The organism is Pseudomonas sp. ABC1 (genome assembly GCF_013395055.1).
Classification (GTDB): Bacteria; Pseudomonadota; Gammaproteobacteria; order Pseudomonadales; family Pseudomonadaceae; genus Stutzerimonas.
Genome location: NZ_CP058349.1, coordinates 2911871 through 2930720 on the forward strand (window position 1 = coordinate 2911871; position 18850 = coordinate 2930720).

Annotated in this window: 17 protein-coding genes; 6 read left to right on the top strand and 11 right to left on the bottom strand. The window is 64.8% G+C overall.

Annotated features, from left to right (window positions below; genetic code table 11):
• Positions 1-7: 7 nt before the first annotated feature.
• The 3 genes from HW090_RS12765 to HW090_RS12775 all read right to left on the bottom strand — a co-directional run bounded on the left by HW090_RS12765 (position 8) and on the right by HW090_RS12775 (position 3872).
• Positions 8-499 carry a methylated-DNA--[protein]-cysteine S-methyltransferase gene (locus HW090_RS12765; protein WP_179113881.1) on the bottom strand — a complete coding sequence of 164 codons (492 nt, stop codon included), beginning with the start codon at positions 497-499 and terminating at the stop codon, positions 8-10.
• Positions 496-1962: a DNA-3-methyladenine glycosylase 2 gene (locus HW090_RS12770; protein ID WP_179113882.1), complete on the bottom strand. Its 1467-nt coding sequence runs from the start codon at positions 1960-1962 to the stop codon at positions 496-498. The genes HW090_RS12765 and HW090_RS12770 overlap by 4 nt, the downstream gene beginning before the upstream one ends.
• Positions 1963-2084: 122 nt before the next feature.
• Positions 2085-3872 carry a DEAD/DEAH box helicase gene (locus tag HW090_RS12775; RefSeq protein WP_179113883.1) on the bottom strand — a complete coding sequence of 596 codons (1788 nt, stop codon included), beginning with the start codon at positions 3870-3872 and terminating at the stop codon, positions 2085-2087.
• Positions 3873-4235: 363 nt separating this feature from the next.
• Between HW090_RS12775 and HW090_RS12780 the strand changes: the two genes are divergently transcribed.
• On the top strand, positions 4236-5558 hold the full coding sequence (locus HW090_RS12780; RefSeq protein WP_179113884.1) for a DEAD/DEAH box helicase: 1323 nt from the start codon (positions 4236-4238) through the stop codon (positions 5556-5558).
• 6 nt (positions 5559-5564) lie between these two features.
• On the opposite strand, the gene HW090_RS12785 is transcribed toward HW090_RS12780, so the two are convergent.
• A complete protein-coding gene (locus HW090_RS12785) occupies positions 5565-6794 on the bottom strand; it encodes a TIGR03862 family flavoprotein (RefSeq protein WP_179113885.1) in 1230 nt (409 codons plus the stop codon).
• Positions 6795-6902: 108 nt separating this feature from the next.
• Between HW090_RS12785 and tesB the strand changes: the two genes are divergently transcribed.
• Together tesB and HW090_RS12795 are read left to right on the top strand one after the other, a co-directional pair.
• A complete protein-coding gene (tesB, locus tag HW090_RS12790; protein ID WP_179113886.1) occupies positions 6903-7772 on the top strand; it encodes an acyl-CoA thioesterase II in 870 nt (289 codons plus the stop codon).
• Positions 7773-7804: 32 nt separating this feature from the next.
• On the top strand, positions 7805-8359 hold the full coding sequence (locus HW090_RS12795) for an HAD family hydrolase (protein WP_373416397.1): 555 nt from the start codon (positions 7805-7807) through the stop codon (positions 8357-8359).
• A gap of 94 nt (positions 8360-8453) precedes the next feature.
• Here HW090_RS12795 and HW090_RS12800 read toward each other — a convergent pair whose 3' ends face one another.
• From HW090_RS12800 to HW090_RS12820, 5 genes are all read right to left on the bottom strand, one after another.
• Positions 8454-9326, bottom strand: coding sequence for a neutral zinc metallopeptidase (locus HW090_RS12800; RefSeq protein WP_179113888.1), 873 nt, complete (start codon positions 9324-9326; stop codon positions 8454-8456).
• Positions 9327-9346: 20 nt separating this feature from the next.
• Positions 9347-9781, bottom strand: a complete 435-nt coding sequence (locus tag HW090_RS12805; protein ID WP_179113889.1) for a DUF411 domain-containing protein — start codon at positions 9779-9781, stop codon at positions 9347-9349.
• Positions 9782-9972: 191 nt separating this feature from the next.
• Positions 9973-11061, bottom strand: a complete 1089-nt coding sequence (gene trmA / locus HW090_RS12810; RefSeq protein ID WP_179113890.1) for a tRNA (uridine(54)-C5)-methyltransferase TrmA — start codon at positions 11059-11061, stop codon at positions 9973-9975.
• Between the two features lie 65 nt (positions 11062-11126).
• On the bottom strand, positions 11127-11735 hold the full coding sequence (locus HW090_RS12815) for a DUF4202 domain-containing protein (RefSeq protein ID WP_179113891.1): 609 nt from the start codon (positions 11733-11735) through the stop codon (positions 11127-11129).
• Positions 11732-12862, bottom strand: coding sequence for a methyltransferase (locus HW090_RS12820; protein WP_179113892.1), 1131 nt, complete (start codon positions 12860-12862; stop codon positions 11732-11734). The genes HW090_RS12815 and HW090_RS12820 overlap by 4 nt, the downstream gene beginning before the upstream one ends.
• 93 nt (positions 12863-12955) lie before the next feature.
• Here HW090_RS12820 and HW090_RS12825 point away from each other — a divergent pair, with 93 nt between their 5' ends.
• The gene (locus tag HW090_RS12825) at positions 12956-13732 is read left to right on the top strand and encodes a ferredoxin--NADP reductase (RefSeq protein ID WP_179113893.1); all 777 of its coding nucleotides are present in this window, start codon (positions 12956-12958) and stop codon (positions 13730-13732) included.
• A 48-nt stretch (positions 13733-13780) separates the two neighbouring features.
• Here the strand turns inward: HW090_RS12825 and gdhA are convergent, their stop codons facing one another.
• Entirely contained in the window at positions 13781-15118 is a 1338-nt protein-coding gene (gene gdhA / locus HW090_RS12830; protein WP_179113894.1) for an NADP-specific glutamate dehydrogenase, read from the bottom strand.
• 575 nt (positions 15119-15693) lie between these two features.
• Positions 15694-17355: an energy-dependent translational throttle protein EttA gene (gene ettA / locus HW090_RS12835; protein WP_179113895.1), complete on the bottom strand. Its 1662-nt coding sequence runs from the start codon at positions 17353-17355 to the stop codon at positions 15694-15696.
• Positions 17356-17581: 226 nt separating this feature from the next.
• Between ettA and HW090_RS12840 the strand changes: the two genes are divergently transcribed.
• Both HW090_RS12840 and HW090_RS12845 read left to right on the top strand, forming a co-directional pair.
• A complete protein-coding gene (locus HW090_RS12840; RefSeq protein WP_179113896.1) occupies positions 17582-17944 on the top strand; it encodes a CidA/LrgA family protein in 363 nt (120 codons plus the stop codon).
• Positions 17941-18663, top strand: coding sequence for an LrgB family protein (locus HW090_RS12845; RefSeq protein WP_179113897.1), 723 nt, complete (start codon positions 17941-17943; stop codon positions 18661-18663). The genes HW090_RS12840 and HW090_RS12845 overlap by 4 nt, the downstream gene beginning before the upstream one ends.
• Positions 18664-18850: the final 187 nt, after the last annotated feature.

An 18850-nucleotide genomic window follows, 5' to 3' on the forward strand; every position in this document is an offset into this window, starting at 1 on the left:
CTGCCGGTCAGGTAAAAAGATCGCTGCCGATACCTTCCAGCCTCAGCAGTGCGGCCTTGGTAGGCAGTCCGCCGCCGAAACCGGTCAACGTGCCATTGCTGCCGATGACCCGGTGACAGGGCAATACGATCGGCAGGGGGTTGCGACCATTGGCAGCGCCGACGGCGCGGTTGGCGCCTGGCCTGCCAACATGGCTGGCCAGGCGGGCGTAGCTCCAGGTCTGGCCATAGGGAATGTCCGCCAGGGCCAGCCAGACCTGCCGCTGGAAGTCCGTGCCAATGGGCGACAGGACAAGGTCGAACAGCCGCCGCGTACCTTGCAGGTACTCGAGCAACTGGCGGCGCGGCTGCTCCAGATACTCGGGCCGGAGCACCCAGTGTTCGCGGCCCGGAGCGTCGTAGCGGTTCTCGGGGAACAGCACATGGCGCAGGCCATGCTCGTCGGCGGCGATGGTCAGCGGGCCGATCGGGCTGTCGAAACGATCGTAGTACAGGGTCATGTGGCAGGTTCCTCCGTCATGTCGTTGGCCAGGTGCCAGAGGTGCAGCACGGCGTAGGCACGCCATGGGCGCCAGGCCTGCGAGCGGGCTTCGCTTTGCCGCTCGCTGAGCGTGCAGTCTTCACCGAGCATCTGGCGCAGGATAAGGTCCCCGGCCGGGTAGGCATCGGGTTGGCCGAGGGCGCGCAGGGCCATGTAGTGCGCGGTCCAGGGGCCGATGCCGGGCAGGGCGATGCAGCGCTGGACGAACGTCTCCAGACTCTGCCCCGCGGAAAAGTCCAGGCGCCCTTCGAGGCAGGCGCGCGCCAGGTTACGCAGGGTCGAGGCCCGGGTGCGTGGCAGGCCGATCTGTTCCAGTTCGGCTTCGACCAGGTCTGCCGGGCTTGGGAAATGCCGGTCCAGTCCTTCCGGCATGCCGGGCAGGACGATGCCGAAGCGTTCGACGAGACGGCGCGCCAGGGTGGTGGCCGCCGCGACACTGACCTGTTGCCCGAGCACCGCCCGCACGGCGACTTCGAAACCGTCCCAGCCACCGGGTACGCGCAGGCCCGGACGACGAGCGATGCCCTTGGCCAGCAGCGGTTCGCTGGCCAGGCTGGCGTGTACCAGGCGCAGGTCGGCGTCGAGGTCGAAGATGCGTCGCACGCGGCGCACCAGGTCGGGAATCATGAGTGCGGGCACGTTTTCCAGGTGCAGGCGCAATTCCGGGCGCTGTGGATCGGCGCTCACCCGCAGGTGTCCAGGTTGTTCCGGAGAGCCGGTAACCCGTTCGTAGCTGTCCTCGCCGATGCGTTCAACGCCAGGAATGGCACGCCGTCGCAGGAATGCCAGCATCGCAGGGAAATCCAGTGGCGGGCGGTAACCCAGGCGAAGCGTCAAGCCGTTTCCGGTGGTTCGCTCCTGCTGTCGTCGCAAGGCGCTCGGCGGCATTGCGCAGCCTGCCAGAAAGGCGGCATTGAAGCGGCGCAGGCTGTTGAACCCGGCGGCCATCGCCACATCGGTGATCGACAGGCTGGTTTCGCTCAATAGCTGCTTGGCCATGAGCAGGCGCTGGGTGGCATGGACCTGGCTGGGCGTGGCCCCCAGCCGCTCGACGAACAGGCGCTGCAATTGCCGGCTGCTGAGGCCAAGGCGGTGGGCCAGGTCGGTGATCGACTGCTCCTGCAGGAAGCCATCGTTGATTAGCGCCAGGCCCCGTTGCAGGTTGTGCTCGAACAACGCCTGCTGTGCCTGCGGCGCGAGTTCCGGACGGCAGCGCAGGCAGGGGCGAAAGCCGGCTGCCGCCGCTGCTGCGGCGCTTGGGTAGTACTGGACATTCTCGGGCTTCGGCGGGCGCGCGGGGCAGACCGGACGGCAATAGATCCCGGTGCTGAGGACAGCCGTGTAGAACACGCCATCGAAGCGTGGGTCACGCGCCAGGCGGGCTTGTTCGCATTGTCGGTGATCGAGGAGGAGGCTGTTCATGTCGCCGAGTCTAGCCTGCTGCGCATGGGCGGACTGGCCGTTTTCGGACATGAATGCTCAAAAAGGGGGAATGTTCCAAGTGCCACTGCCGCAGGACAGCCTGCGGCAGTGGCGACTGCTGCTTACGACTCGCGGTTGCGGGTCAGCAAGGCAGGTTTTTCACCGCGTGGGCGGCTTGGCAATTGTTCGAGCTGCTCGAGGCTGGGCAGCCGATCCACTTTTGATTCCTTGTGGATGATCACCGGTTGCTTCTCGCGTGGCTTGACCGCCGGCTCCGCGAGATCACGTTCCGGGCGGCGATTTTCGCCGTTGCGTCGAGGCTGTCCGGCGCGCTGTTGTGGCTGCCCCGTGCGTTTACCCTTGCCCGGGTTCGCGCCACGGGCGTTTGCCGCCGGTGCGGATTGTTGTCCGCGTGGCTGGGCCTGGGCACCGGGGCGGCGGCCACGGCCCTGGGCCTTGTTCTGGTACGGGCTGACGTAATCGACACTGTTGCCGAAGTTGTCCACGTCATCGTCGAGGAAAACCTCGGGGTCACGGTCCGCCGGAATCCGAGGTGGCCGGGTGGTGGCGGGCTGGCCCTGGGCGTTGGTGGCGGCTTTGGGCTTGTTGCGGTTGCGCGGATTGCGCCCCTGGCGTTCTTTCTGCTCGCCGCTGCCTTCGGCCGCTGGTTTCTTGCTGCGCTCGCCGCGTGGCTTCTGTTCGCCGCGCGGTGGGCGTGGCGGACGCGGTTCCCGCACTTCCGGCTTCTCTGCTTCGACGCTGGAAGCATCGAAACCCATGAGGTCACCATCGGGAATGCGCTGCTTGGTCATCCGTTCGATGCCCTTGAGCAGCTTCTCTTCGTCCGGAGCGACCAGGGAAATGGCTTCACCGCTACGTCCGGCACGGCCGGTACGACCGATGCGGTGCACGTAGTCTTCTTCCACGTTGGGCAGTTCGAAGTTGACCACATGGGGCAACTGGTCGATATCCAGGCCGCGGGCGGCGATATCGGTGGCGACCAGGATGCGCACGGCATTCGCCTTGAAGTCGGCCAGTGCCTTGGTGCGGGCGTTCTGGCTCTTGTTGCCGTGGATGGCCACGGCGGGCAGGCCGTGCTTGTCCAGGTACTCGGCAAGGCGGTTGGCGCCGTGCTTGGTGCGGGTGAACACCAGCACCTGTTCCCAGGCACCCTGGGTGATCAGGTGAGCCAGCAAGGCACGCTTGTGACTGGCCGGCAGGCGGAATACGCGTTGTTCGATACGCTCGACCGTGGTGTTCGGCGGCGTGACCTCGATGCGCTCCGGCTCGTGCAGCAGCTTGCCGGCGAGGTCGGTGATGTCCTTCGAGAAGGTGGCAGAGAACAGCAGGTTCTGGCGCTTGCTCGGCAGCTTGGCGAGGACTTTCTTGACGTCGTGGATGAAGCCCATGTCGAGCATGCGGTCGGCTTCATCCAGTACCAGGATTTCCACCTGGGACAGGTCAATGGCTTTCTGGTTGGCCAGGTCGAGCAGGCGACCGGGGCAGGCGACCAGTACGTCCAGGCCCTTGGCGATGGCCTGGACCTGCGGGTTCATGCCGACCCCGCCGAAGATGCAGGCGCTTTTCAGCGGCAGGTCGCGGGCGTAGAGCTTGAAGCTGTCGTGCACCTGGGCAGCCAGTTCGCGCGTCGGCGTCAGCACCAGCACGCGCGGTTGGCGTGGGGTGTGGCGTTGTTCGCGGTCGGGTTTCCCGTTGGGGAAAAGCAGCTCGAGCACTGGCAGGGCGAAACCGCCTGTCTTGCCGGTACCTGTCTGAGCGGCGACCATCAGGTCGCGACCTTGCAACACGGCGGGAATGGCCCGCTGTTGCACTGGAGTCGGCTGGGTATAGCCAGCAGCCTCGACGGCACTGGCCAAAGCCTCGGAGAGACCGAGGGAAGCAAAGGACATGAGTGATCCTGTCATGTAAGGGGCTGGGCCCCGGGATAATCATGCCTGGCTCGAATCGCGACTGGCGTGCGATCCCGTTCGGTCCTGTCGAATGTGAGTGGTATCGACATCCGAACGTAAGCCTGGCGCAAGCGCGGCGCATGTCAGAAGGTCTGGCGTGCGACGCATTGGTGGGACAGTTTGGCAGCAGATGGGTTCATTCGCCAAGTTTTTTATGGCCCGTTGCCCTTGTCGCTCATCGCATGGCCGGCCGCAGGTGAGGTCGTACGGGGCCGCTCAGCGGCAATACGGCTGTGATGAAACGCCGCCGAAGCCCGGTGTATCCGGTAGACTGGCCGCCGTTTTCAACCTCCGGTTCAGCTCATGACCTTCGCTTCCCTCGGCCTGATCGATCCGCTGCTGCGGACGCTGGAACACCTCGATTACCGTACGCCCACGCCTGTCCAGCTCAAGGCCATTCCCGCCGTGCTCAAGGGGCGCGATGTGCTGGCCGCGGCCCAGACCGGAACGGGCAAGACGGCCGCCTTTGCCTTGCCATTGTTGCAACGGCTGTTGCAGCAAGGTGCTCCGGTGGCGAGCAATGCCCTGCGCGCGCTGGTACTGGTGCCGACCCGCGAGCTTGCCGAACAGGTGCATGAAAGCGTTCGTGCCTATGCCAGTGGGTTGCCGTTGAGCACCTATGCCGTCTATGGCGGGGTCAGTATCAACCCGCAGATGATGGCGTTGCGCAAGGGCGTGGATGTGCTGGTGGCCACGCCGGGGCGGTTGCTCGATCTGTACCGGCAGAACGCGATCCGCTTCTCCCAGTTGCAGGTGCTGGTGCTGGACGAAGCCGACCGCATGCTCGACCTGGGGTTTGCCCAGGAACTGGACGAGCTGTTCTGTGCCCTGCCGCGCAAGCGCCAGACGCTGCTGTTTTCCGCGACCTTCTCCGATGCCATCCGCACACTGGCGGGCGAGCTGCTGCGCGACCCGCTGTCGGTCGAGACGGGTATGCGCAACACCGCCGCGAAGACGGTCCGGCAATGGCTGGTGCCGGTGGACAAGAAGCACAAGACCGAGCTGTTCCTGCACTTGCTGGAGCAGCGGGGCTGGTCCCAGGTGCTGGTCTTCGCCAAGACCCGCAAGGGCGTCGAGCAACTGGCGGATACCCTGCAGCAGGTGGGCATTGCCAGCGACGCCATCCACGGCGACCGCCCGCAGCCTGCGCGCCTGCGAGCGCTGGAGCGCTTCAAGGCAGGTGAGGTGCGGGTGCTGGTCGCCACGGACGTAGCGGCCCGAGGCCTGGATATCCAGGCGCTGGAGCAGGTGGTCAACTTCGACCTGCCGATCGTTGCCGAGGACTATGTGCATCGCATCGGTCGTACGGGGCGTGCGGGCGAAACGGGCGAGGCGGTCTCGCTGGTGTGTGCCGACGAGGTCGACCAACTGTCCGCCATCGAGACACTGATCCAGCAGGTGCTGCCCCGCCATGAAGAGGAGGGTTTCAGTCCCGAACATCGGGTGCCGCAGACCGGCCCTGGCGGCGTGGTGCTGAAGAAACCGAAAAAGCCGAAAAAGCCCAAGGTCGCGGCAGGCAAGGGCAAGGTTCACTTGGGTAACTGGTTCGAGGAGAGCGAGAAACCCAATGTCCGTGCGGTACGCAAAGTGCCCAGCCTGAGCGGTAAAAAGACCAACCGGCCGTAGGGGCTGTCAGGCCTCCAGCCAGCGCAGCAGGCCCTGCGCTGCTGCCCGTCCGCTGGCGAAGCAGGCCGTCAGCAGGTAGCCGCCAGTGGGCGCTTCCCAGTCGAGCATTTCGCCCGCGCAGAACACCCCCGGCAATCTGCGCAGCATCAGGCTGCTGTCCAGTTCTTCGAAGGGTACGCCGCCAGCGCTGCTGATGGCTTCTTCCAGCGGACGGGGGCGCAGCAGGTCGATCGGTAAGGCCTTGATGCCCGCCGCCAATGCCAGGGGATCGTTGAACACGGCAGCGTCCAGGCATTCATGCAGCAAGGCGCTCTTCACGCCTTCGAGTCCGGTCTGGCGCCGGATGTGCTTGCCCATCGACTGGCTGCCGCGCGGCTTGCCCAGGGCTTTTGCAAGGTTTTCCTGGGTGCGCTCCGGCAGCAGGTCGAGCAGGATACGGCTGTGGCCATTGCGCGTGATTTCATTGCGAATCTCTGCCGACAGCGCGTAGACCAGGCTGCCTTCCAGGCCATGCTCGGTCAGGATGAACTCCCCCTTGCGCGGCGGCTGGCCTGTCACGGTCAGCATGACGTTCTTGAGCGGCGCGCCGGCGAAGCGTTCCTTCAGCAAGCTGCTCCAGCCCGCTACCTCAAAACCGCAATTGGCAGGTTGCAGTGCCGCCAGTCCAATACCCCGTGCGGCGAGGAGGGGCATCCAGCCGGCATCGGAGCCAAGCCTGGGCCAACTGCCACCACCCAGTGCCAGCAGGGTGGCCGAGGGGGTGGCCGACAGCGGGCCGTCCGGGCTGTCGAAACGCAGGCTGCCGTCCGCTGCCCAGCCAGTCCAGCGGTGGCGTGTGTGCAGTCGTACGCCTGCTTCGCGCAGGCGCTTGAGCCAGGCGCGCAGCAGTGGGGCGGCCTTCATGTCGGTGGGAAAGACACGCCCGGAGCTGCCGACGAAGGTGTCGATACCCAGCCCATGAATCCACTCGCACAACTGCCCTGGCGGGAAGGCATCGAGTATGGGTCGCAGCTCGGTTGCCCGCTCGCGGTAACGGGCGAGGAAAGGTTCGAACGCTTCTGAATGGGTGATGTTCATGCCGCCCACGCCCGCCAGCAGGAACTTGCGTCCGGGCGATGGCATGGCGTCGTACAGGTCGACGGAAATGCCGCGCAGGGCCAGGGTTTCGGCGGCCATTAGGCCGGCGGGGCCAGCGCCGATGATGGCGACATTGCGGGCGGTCTGGACGAGGTTCATGGGCGCAGCCTGGGTCGAGGGGCGCTGATTGTAACGGCTGCGAGCGGTTGTCGATATTTCCGCTTTATCCGTAACATGGCCGGGTGCCCGTGCCCTGAGGAAAACAAGATGACCGATACACTCGATACGCTGGTGAACCTGCTGTCGCTGGAGAAGATCGAGGAAAACCTGTTCCGTGGCGCCAGCCAGGACCTGGGATTCCGCCAGTTGTTCGGTGGGCAGGTGCTGGGGCAAGCGCTGTCAGCGGCCAGCCAGACGGTCTCGGCGAAGCGGCATGTGCACTCTCTGCATGGCTATTTCCTGCGCCCCGGCGACTCAAACGAGCCAGTCCTCTACATGGTCGACCGGGTGCGTGATGGTGGCAGCTTCTCGACTCGCCGGGTCTCGGCGATACAGCGCGGCAGTGCGATCTTCACCTGCAGCGCTTCCTTTCAGGCCGAAGAGGCCGGCTACCACCACCAGTTGCAGATGCCTGATGTGGTCGGGCCGGATGACCTGCCCAGTGAATGGGACCTGCTGCGCCAGTTGAGCGCCGGTGTGCCGGAGCGCGTGGCGGAAAAACTCAAGCGCCCGAAGCCGATCGAGATCCGCCCGGTCACCCGCCAGGACCCGTGCAACCCGAAACCGATCGAGCCGGTGCGCTACCTGTGGTTCCGCGCCGACGGCCAGTTGCCGGACAACCCGGCGCTGCACAAATACCTGCTGGCCTATGCCTCCGACTTCAGCTTTATCGGCACTGCGCTGCAGCCCCATGGCGTCAGCTCGTGGAGCCGCTTCATCCAGTTGGCCAGCCTGGACCATGCCATCTGGTTCCACCGCGACGTACGTATGGACGACTGGCTGCTGTACGCCGTCGACAGCCCCTGGTCGGGCAATGCGCGGGGCTTCGTGCGCGGCAGTATCTTCAACCGTGCCGGGGAACTGGTGGCCTCGGTGGCCCAGGAAGGGCTGATGCGTGTGCGCGAGGACTGGAAGTGAGCCTGAGTCAGGCGCGCCACTGGGTCTTCGACATGGATGGCACCCTGACGGTCGCCGTGCACGATTTCGCCGCGATCCGCCAAGCCCTGGCTATCCCTGCGGAGGACGACATTCTCCAGCACCTGGCCGCGCTGCCGCTGGACGAGGCAGCGCGCAAGCGTGCCTGGTTGCACGAACATGAGCATGAGCTGGCCCGTGCTGCCCGTCCTGCACCGGGCGCCCATGAGCTGCTGAGCGCCTTGCAGCGGCGTGGTTGCCGGTTGGGCATCCTGACGCGCAATGCCCATGACCTGGCGTTGCTGACCCTGCGCACGCTGGGTATGGATGAATTCTTCGATGCCGCGGATATTCTCGGGCGCGACGAGGCGGCCCCGAAACCCGATCCCGAGGGGTTGTTGAACCTGGCCGAGAACTGGGGCGTAAGGCCGCAGACGCTGGTGATGGTGGGCGATTATCGCTTCGACCTGGCATGTGCCCGATCGGCGGGCGCACGCAGCGTATTGGTCAACTCGCCCGACAATCCCTGGCCCGAGCTGACCGATCACCATGCCGTCGATTGCACGGCACTCCAGGCATTGCTGGGCTAGTTGCCCGCTGTACGCGGTAGGGTGCGCCATGCGCACCGAGGTACGCGAGCCCATCGTTCAGGTGCGCGCGGCGCCCCCCGCGTGGCTTGCGTGTTCAGAGTGTTCTGGCGTCGAAGGTGTTGCAGCGCAGCGGGTCGCCATGTTCGGAGCCTGCGCGGAACCAGCGGACGCGCTGCGCCGAGGTGCCGTGGGTGAAGGCGTCCGGAACCACCCGGCCCTGGCTCTGCTGTTGCAGGCGGTCGTCGCCGATGGCGCTGGCGGCGTTCAGGGCTTTCTCCAGGTCGCCTTCGTCCAGCCAGTCGTGGCGTGCCTGGGCATGGTGCGACCAGACCCCGGCGAAGCAGTCGGCCTGCAACTCCTGGCGCACCAGCAGGCCATTGGCGCCCTCCATCTTCGCGCCACGCTGGCGGGCCTGGTTCACCTGTTGCGAGACGCCCAGCAGGGTCTGCACATGGTGGCCCACTTCATGGGCGATCACGTACGCCTGGGCGAAATCCCCGGTGGCAGAGAAGCGCTTGGCCATTTCCTCGAAGAATTGCAGGTCCAGGTAGACCTTGCGGTCGCCGGGGCAGTAGAAGGGGCCGACGGCGGAGCTGGCGAAACCACAGGCGGAGTTGACGCCATTGCGGAACAGCACCAGTTGCGGATCGCGGTATTGCTCGCCGGAGCGCTGGAAGATGGCGCGCCAGGTGTCTTCGGTATCACCGAGGATGGCGCGGACGAAATCCACCTGCGGGTCTTCGCTGCTGGCGGGAGCGCCCTGCTGCTGCGTGGTGGTGCCGCTCGTGTCCATCTGGCCGGCCAGTTGCCCGAGGATCTGCAACGGGTCCTGGCCCATCAGCAGGCCCAGTACGACGACCAGGGCGATGCCGCCCAGTCCCAGGCGCCCGCCACCCAGGCCGCGCGAGCCGCCGCTGCTCCTGGCATCCACCACGTTGTCACTGCGTCGAGCCCGCTTCCAGCGCATGGTTGTCTATCCGTTCCGTATCAGTTGGCGGGGTAGCTGTTGAGAACCTGCTCACGTCCCTGCTGGTCGAGCCCAATGACCTGGTAGGCATCGCGACGGTCGCCCATTTCCATACCGGGCGAGCCAAGCGGCATACCGGGCACTGCCGCGCCGATCAGGTCGGGTTGCTGGCGTAGTTTGAGGATGTCGGCGGCCGGTACGTGGCCTTCGACGAACTTGCCGTCGATCACGCCGGTATGGCATGAGCCGAGGCGATGCGGGACGCCGTATTTGTTCTTGATCGATGCCATGTCGCTTTCGACATGGTCATGGACGTCGAAGCCGTTGTCCTGCAAGTGGCTGATCCAGGCCTTGCAGCAACCGCAGTTGGGGTCGCGGTAGACATCGATGCTCAGGGTGTCGGCGGCCTGGGCCAGGCCGGCGAACAGAAGCGGGATAAGGATCAGGCGGCGCATGGGCATGGATCTCCAGGGACTGTCTTTGGCTGCACAGGCTACAGGCTACAGGCCAAAAGTGGCAGGTCAATCGGATGAAGCCTCTTTCCCCTCTCCCCGGCCCTCTCCCGCGGGCGGGAGAGGGGGAGGAAGTGGTAGCGACGGAGGTGGGTGGTAGTCGCTGGTCCGTGCCAGGCGGCGGGCCTTGCGGTTTAGCGCCGTTCCAGCAGCACTCCCGCTTCCATGTGATGGGTGTAGGGGAACTGGTCGAACAGCGCGCAGCGGCTGATGCGGTGGGTGTCGTGCAGTTGGGCGAGGTTCTGCGCCAGTGTCTCCGGGTTGCAGGAGATGTACAGGATGCGCGGGAAGCGGCGGGTCAGTTCGCAGGTGTCCGGGTCCATGCCGGCACGGGGCGGGTCGACGAAGACGGTGCCGAAGTCGAAGCTTTTCAGGTCGATGCCGGCCAGGCGGCGGAAGGGTCGCACCTCGTTGAGTGCCTGGGTCAGCTCCTCGGCGGACAGGCGCACCAGGGTCACGTTGTCGATGCCGTTGTCGGCCAGGTTGGCCAGTGCGGCGTTCACCGAGGATTTGCTGATCTCGGTGGCCAGGACCTTGGGCACTCGCGTGGCCAGCGGCAAGGTGAAGTTGCCGTTGCCGCAATACAGCTCCAGCAGGTCGTCGTCGCGCTGGCCGAGGGCATCGAAGGCCCAGCCGAGCATCTTCTGGCAGACCTCGCCATTGGGCTGGCTGAAGGCGCCTTCGGGTTGCCGGTAGTGGTAGTCGCGGCCCGCCACATTCAGCGTTTCACGCACGTGGTCACGGCCAATCACCAGCCGCTGACCGCGGGAGCGCCCGACGATGCTGACGCGCAGTTCGTCGGCCAGCGCCTGGGCGGCGGCCTGCCAGGCATCGTCCAGGGGGCGGTGGTAGGCCAGGGTAATCACCGCATCGCCGGTCAGGGTGGTGAGGAATTCCACCTGGAACAGCTTGAAGCCCAGCGTCTCGCTGGCTTGCCAGGCGCTTTTCAGGCGCGGCATCAACTGGTTGATCAGACGGCTGGCGACGGGAAACTGCTCTATCAGGATCGGCGTGTGCTTGTCGCCCGGTGCGAACATGGCGTAGTGGCGCTGGCCGTCCTCGCGCCACAGGCGGAACTCGGTGCGCAGGCGGTAATGCTCGCGTGGCGACTCGAAGACCTCCGGTTGCGGTGCATCGAACGGGGTCAACAGCTCGATCAGGCGCTGGCGCTTGGCTTCGAGCTGGCTGCTGTATGTCGTGGGGTCGAAAGGTGACTGACTCATGGAAAACCTGAAAACCAAACAAAAGGGCGCCGGTTGTTCCCGGCCTTTATCGTGATGCGGGCGGGTTATACCGGCTTCGTGGCCAGCGCCGCCAGGGCTTGCTGGATATGTTCCAGGCCCTTTTCGGAATAGTCGAGCGTCAGCGCCTGCGCGTGACCGCTGGCGTCCATCTTGCGCAGGGACTTGCACAGGATGTCGACGATCTTGTCCGGGTACTCCTGGTGGAAGGGCTCGTACTGGTATTGCAGGAATACCAGGCACAGGGCGTTTTCGATGACCTGCACGTCGGCGTCGGTCTTGATGCCCTTCTTCTGGATGATCTGCCGAACCCGTTCGATCAACGGCTCCGTGTAGCCGAGTTCGCGCAGTATCCGCGCCGAATGCTCGGCGTGGTGGAGCATCAGGTCCTTGCGCCATTGCAGATAGCCGATGCGGCCCTCGGGGTAGCTGTCCCGGGGCATTTCCCAGCGACCGATGTGCTGGCTGCGGGCTGCGAGGATCAGCGCTTCGTCGGCGTGCGGGGCCAGTGTCAGCACCCATTCGTGGCGCTTGCGCGACAGGAACAGCTCACGTGGATGGACCTCGCCCTGCCACTCGAAGGTGTTCGGATCCTGGGCGTTGTAGGCATCGTAGCGTTCAAGGGCCTGCTGCAGGCGTGTCGTGGAGTCGTTCATGGTTGTTTTCGCGCGGCGAGAATGACGAATTTCGGTGTGGCGGCGACCTGCCGGCAGTTGCCGAACAGGCGCTTCAGTTTCAGGTGATAGCCCAGGTGGCGGTTGCCCACCAGCAAGAGTTCGCCACCTGCCGCCAGCGCCTTGTGTGCCTGCTGGAACATGCGCCAGGCGAGGAAGTCACCGACCACCTGCTGCTGGTGGAAGGGCGGGTTGCACAGCACCCGGTCGAGGGAGCCCGCTGGCTGCTGCGCGAGGCCGTCGTCGGCGCGAATCTCCACGGGGCGCTCGCCCAGTGCGGCTTGCCAGTTCTGTCGTGCCGACTGCACGGCCATGTAGCTTTCATCGACCAGGGTCAGTCGCGCCTGCGGGTTGGCCAGGGCGCAGGCGATGCCGAGGATGCCGTTGCCGCAGCCGAGGTCGGCGACCCGTTGCTCGCCGAGGCCCGTGGGCAGGTGTGGCAGCAGGGCGCGCGTACCGATATCCAGGCCCTCGCGGCAGAACAGGTTGGCATGGTTGAGCAGTTCCAACGATGGCTGCTCGATACGGTAGCGGCTCGGGTAGGGCGAGTGCGGTTCGGGTTTGCTCTCCGGCGTGGCGGTCAGCAGGCGCGCCTTCTTCACCGCCAGCGACGCCTGGACCGGGCCGATATAGCGCTCCAGCAGGTCGCCAGCGGCCCGTGGCAGATGCTTGATCATGGCGCCTGCCACCACCTGCGCGCCGGGGGCCAGGTGGCCATGCAGGCGGATCAGTTGTTCCTCCAGCAGTGCCAGGGTCTTGGGTACGCGGATCAGTACGTGGTCGAACGGCCCTTTGGCCACTTCACTGGCTTCGATGAAGGGGAGGCCGTCGGCGGGCAGGCTGTTGCGCGCCAGGTTCTTTTCCAGCGCCAGACGGGCCAGGTGCGAGTCGCCACTGCTGCAAACCCGGGCGTGGGCCGCAAGTGAGCAGGCGAGGGCGCCGAAGCTGTCGTTGAGGATCAGGATGCGTGAACCGGAGGCCAGGCCCTGCTGGTGCAGGTGGTCGAGCAGGTACTCGTCGGCGGCATCGAACGCCTGCAAGGGCTCGTTGGGTTGCTCGGGGTGGCGAACCAGATCGAGACTGGCAAAATGGCTGTTTAGAATAGGCATGATAACCGGCGGTGTTTGTCTGTACCCGGATGAGGTATCAATGAACCCTGGCCGGCGCCGCCGCCAGGTTCCAAGGCTCGTAAGGAAAGAAGTATGACCGTGAGTGACGAGAAGTTCACCCGCCAGCGTTTGCTCGACGTGCAGACCCTGACGCCCAGCCTGTTCACGCTGCGCACCACCCGCGACCCGGGGTTTCGCTTCAAGGCCGGGCAGTTCGCGCGCCTGGGCGTGCGCAAGGCGAGCGGTTCGATCGTCTGGCGGGCCTATTCGATGGTGTCGGCACCGCATGACGAGTTCCTGGATTTCTTCTCCATCGTGGTGCCGGACGGCGAGTTCACCAGCGAACTGAGCCGTTTGCAGGTCGGCGACGAACTGCTGGTGGACAAGCAGGCGTTCGGCTTCCTCACCCTCGACCGCTTTCCCGATGGACGCGACCTCTGGTTGCTGGCGACTGGCACCGGGGTGGCACCATTCATTTCCATCCTGCAGGACTTCGAGGCGTGGCAGCGCTTCGAGCGCATCGTGCTGGTCTACAGCGCTCGCGAAGGGCGTGAACTGGCTTATCAGGCGTTGATCGCCGAACTGCCGCAGCGCGATTACCTGGAGGGGCTGGGGGACAAGCTGCTGTACTTGCCGGTGGTCACTCGCGAACAGGTGCCGGGCGCCTTGCAGGGGCGTATCACTGCGCTGATCGAGAATGGCGAGCTGGAGCGGGCGGCGGGGCTGGAGCTGACGCCCGAGCATTCGCGCATCATGATCTGCGGCAACCCGCAGATGATCGAAGATACGCGCACGCTATTGAAGACCCGCGACTTGAACCTGGCGTTGACCAGGAGGCCGGGGCAGGTGGCCGTGGAGAACTACTGGTAGCCACCGGAGGAGCCCTCCCCGTCGGGGAGGGCAGGCTTTACCGGAGGGTCAGACCACGCCTTGCGCCAGCATGGCATCGGCGACTTTCACGAAGCCGGCGATGTTGGCACCGTCCACGTAGTTCACCTTGCCGTTGCGCTCGCCGTAGGTTTCGCAGGCATGGTGGATGGACTGCATGATGTTGTGCAGCTTGGTGTCCACCTCGCCAGCGGTCCACAGCAGGCGCATGGCGTTCTGGCTCATTTCCAGGCCGCTGACCGCGACGCCGCCGGCGTTGGAGGCCTTGCCCGGTGCGTAGAGGATGCCGGCTTCGATGAACAGGTCCACCGCTTCCAGGGTCGACGGCATGTTGGCGCCTTCGGCGACGCAGATGCAGCCATTCTTGAGCAGGGTGCGGGCGTCTTCGCCGTCCAGTTCGTTCTGGGTGGCGCAGGGCAGGGCGATGTCGCAAGGTAGCGACCAGGGGCGCTGTTCGGCGAGGAACGGCAGGCCGAAGTGCTTGGCCATTTCTTCCAGGCGACCACGACGGACGTTCTTCAGGTCCATCAGGTATTCCCACTGCTCTTCGGTCAGGCCTTGCGGGATGTGCAGGGTGCCGGCCGAGTCGGACAGGGAGATGACCTTGCCGCCCAGCTCGAGGACTTTCTGCGCGGCGTACTGGGCCACGTTGCCCGAGCCGGAGATAGCCACACTGCGACCGTCGAAGCCGCTCTGGGTGCTCTTGAGCATTTCCTGGGCGAAGTACACGCAACCGTAGCCAGTGGCTTCCGGGCGGATCAGGCTGCCGCCGTAGGGCATGCCCTTGCCGGTCAGAACCGAGGTGAACTGGTTGGACAGGCGCTTGTACTGGCCGAACAGGTAGCCGATCTCGCGGCCGCCAACACCAATGTCGCCCGCCGGTACGTCGACGTCTGCGCCCACGTGGCGATACAGCTCGGTCATGAAGGACTGGCAGAAACGCATCACTTCATTGTCGCTCTTGCCCTTCGGATCGAAGTCGGAACCGCCTTTGCCGCCGCCCATGGGCAGGGAGGTCAGGGAGTTCTTGAAGACCTGTTCGAAGGCGAGGAACTTGAGTACGCCGAGGTTGACCGACGGGTGGAAGCGCAGGCCGCCCTTGTACGGGCCGATGGCGCTGCTCATCTGTACGCGGAAGCCACGGTTGACGCGGACCTGGCCCTGATCGTTGACCCACGGTACGCGGAAGGTGATGACACGCTCCGGCTCGACCATGCGCTCCAGGATGCCGTCGCGCAGGTACTTGGGGTTGGCTTCGAGGAATGGCCAGAGGCTGCGCAGGACTTCTTCCACCGCCTGGTGGAATTCCGGCTGGTGGGGGTCGCGCTGCTTCAGTCGTGCGAGAAAGGCATGAAGGGTTTCAGTCATGTTAAGAGCCCTCGGCGGACCGCCACCGGCAGTCATGGAAAAAAAGCGGGCGGCGACTTTAGCAAAGTTGTTTTGCACCGTGGAAGTGCAATGTCGAAGATTTGTCGCGCAGATGTGGTGCGCGCAGTTGGTGACGTGAAATCAGTTGGAGCAAGAAAAAGCACTAAAATGGTGCATTTAAAGCGGTTTATCTCGATTCCGAGAGGGTCTTTTCAGGATTTTTTCCTGCACACATTTGTGGCGTCGTATGTTTCATGTTGGTGCGCAATGCAGTGCTCACGCGGCTTGCAGCCTGGCAGGAGGGCCTTGCAGGTTGCCGTTCCGGCTATCCTGGCGCCTTTTTCACCGTGCCGTGCTGGTGCTGTATCCGGGTATGTCCGTACGTTATTGCTGTGCGTAAATGTCGCAGGGGTGATGTGACTTTTCGCTCGAGATCTGCACCTGTGATGGAACGTTTGGCGCCCGTCTCCAATTAATGGAGTACGTCCAGTGTGCGAGAAATCCCTGGCTATCAATAAAGCGGAGCTCGTCCGTGAGGTCGCCTGCCCGCAAGCACCTTGCGGGCAGGCGTGCCATTACGCCAGTTTCTTGTGCCTTACCCGGTGCGGCTGGGCGGCAGCGTCGCCGAGGCGCTTCTTGCGGTCGGCTTCGTACTCGGTGTAGTTGCCTTCGAAGAACACCACGCCATCGTCCTCGTAGGAGAGGATGTGGGTCGCCACGCGGTCAAGGAACCAGCGATCGTGGGAGATCACGATGGCCGCGCCGGGGAAGTCCAGCAGGGCTTCTTCCAGCGAACGCAGGGTTTCCACGTCGAGGTCGTTGGACGGTTCGTCGAGCAGCAGCACGTTGGCGCCTTCCTTCAGGGTCAGGGCCAGGTGCAGGCGCCCGCGCTCACCGCCGGAGAGGTCCTTGACGAACTTCTGCTGGTCGGCGCCCTTGAAGTTGAAGCGACCGACATAGCCACGCGACGGCACCTCGTAGTTGCCGATGCGGATCATGTCCAGGCCATCGGAAACCGCTTCCCAGACGGACTTGCTGCCATCCAGGTCTTCGCGGCTCTGGTCGACGCAGGCCAGTTGCACGGTCTCGCCGATCTCGATGCTGCCCGAGTCCGGCTGTTCCTTGCCCATCAGCATGCGGAACAGCGTGGACTTGCCGGCGCCGTTGCCGCCGATCACGCCGACGATGGCGCCCTTGGGCATGCTGAAGGACAGGTTCTCGACCAGTACACGGTCGCCATAGCCTTTGGTGACGTTCTTGAACTCGATGACCTTGTCGCCCAGGCGCGGACCCGCAGGGATGTAGATCTCGTTGGTCTCGGCGCGCTTCTGGAATTCCTGCGATTGCATTTCTTCGAAGCGTTGCAGGCGAGCCTTGGATTTCGACTGGCGGGCCTTGGCGCCTTTGCGCACCCACTCCAATTCTTCCTTCATGGCCTTTTCGTGGGCCGACTGCTGCTTCGACTCCTGGGCCAGACGGTCGGATTTCGCCTCCAGCCAGCCGGAGTAGTTGCCTTCGTACGGGATGCCCGCGCCACGGTCGAGTTCGAGAATCCAGCCGGCGACGTTATCGAGGAAGTAACGGTCGTGGGTGATCGCCACCACGGTGCCGGGGAAGTCGTGCAGGAAGCGCTCCAGCCACGCCACCGAGTCGGCGTCCAGGTGGTTGGTCGGTTCGTCCAGCAGCAGCATGTCCGGGGCCGACAGCAGCAGGCGGCACAGCGCCACGCGGCGCTTCTCGCCACCGGACAGGTGGCCGATACGCGCATCCCATGGCGGCAGGCGCAGGGCGTCGGCGGCGACTTCCAACTGGCGCTCCAGGTTGTGGCCGTCGGCGGCCTGGATGATCGCTTCCAGCTTCGCCTGTTCGGCGGCCAGGGCGTCGAAGTCGGCATCCGGCTCGGCATAGGCGGCGTAGACCTGGTCCAGGCGTGCCTGGGCGTCCTTGATCACGCCGACGGCTTCCTCGACTATCTCGCGCACGCTCTTGTCCGGATCCAGTTGCGGTTCCTGTGGCAGGTAGCCGACGTTCAGTCCGGGCATGGCGCGGGCCTCGCCGTCGAACTCGGTGTCGACCCCGGCCATGATGCGCAGCAGGGTGGATTTACCCGCGCCGTTCAGGCCCAGCACACCGATCTTGGCGCCAGGGAAAAACGACAGGGAGATGTTCTTGAGAATTTCACGCTTGGGCGGAACCACCTTGTTCAGCCGGTGCATGGTGTAGACGTATTGAGCCATGGAAGCGAAATGTCCGTGACGAAGGGGAAATGGGGAATGATGAAGACAGGTCGCGCCGGGCGACTGTGCGGCAAAGCTACCCCAATGGTCAGGGCAGGGCAAATGGGGGGGCTGCGCGCTGCAAAAGACCTGATCCGGTTTTCGCTCGGTCGTGTGCCGCCTGCGCAGCCGATGCCGCAGGCGTATGATGCCTCGCGACGTACCGAAGACGCTGCTGGAGGCGCACATGTTGTTGCGAGGTCTGACCTGGCTGGTCCTGTTCCAATTATTGGGCACGCTGCTCAATGTCCTGTTCCTGCCGATTCTGCCGGGACCGATCATTGGCCTGTTGCTGCTGTTCTCCTTTCTATTGGTGCGCGGGCACGTCAGTGAGCCGCTGCAACTGGCGGCCAGCAGCATGCTGCGCTACCTGCCGTTGCTGCTGGTGCCGCCGGCGGTGGGCGTGATGGCCTACGCGAGTGAAATCCTCGAATATTTCTGGGCTATCGTCGGTGTGCTGGTGATTTCCCTGGCGCTGTCGCTGGTCTTCACCGGCTGGCTGATGCAAGTGCTGATTCGCCGCCAGGCCCGACGTCAGGAGCAAGCATGATGACTCTGCAATGGCATGCGGCGATCCAGGCCGTCATTCATCACCCGCTGTTCGGCGTCGGTATCACCCTGGCGGCGTTCCAGTTGGCCCAGGCCGCCTATGACAAGACGCGCTGGGTATTCCTGCAGCCGGTGTTGCTGTCCATGAGCCTGGTGATCGGCATATTGCTGGCCTGTGGCATCACCTATGCCGAATACAGCCGCAGCGCCCAGTGGTTGACGGTGATGCTGGGCCCGGCCACGGTGGCGCTGGCGGTGCCGCTGTGCCTGAACCTGCGGCGTATCCGTGAGCTGTTCGCGCCGATCCTGCTGACGCTGGTTATCGCCGGTGTCGCGGCGACGGCGCTGGGCATGCTGCTGGCCTGGCTGTTCGGCATCGACCGGATGATCCTGATGACCCTGGCGCCCAAGTCGGTGACTTCGCCCATCGCCATGCTGGTGGCCGAACAGCTTGGCGGCGTGGTGGCGCTGGCGGCGGTGTTCGTGATGATCACCGGCATCCTCGGGGCGATCTTCGGTCCACAATTGCTGAGCCTGTTCGGTGTACGCAGTGCTGCGGCGCGGGGCATGGCGCTGGGGCTGACCGCCCACGCAGTGGGCACGGCCCAGGCGTTGCAAGAAAGTGAGGAATGCGGTGCTTTCGCGGCCCTGGCCATGAGCCTGATGGGCGTGATGACCGCCGTGCTGCTGCCGTTGGCGATCGGCCTGCTGGCGCTCTAGTGCCGCCACGAGCGTAGGGTGCGCCGCGCGCACCGAGCGATCACGCGTTTCAGGTGCGCGTGGCGCACCCTGCGGTGCACAACGGAATACCTGTATTCGCTGCGCTGCGATGCTACACGGGCCTCGAACTTGCTGCTCGAGGCTTGAATCCGCGTCAATCATCCTCATCTAGTCTTCATCACGCGGG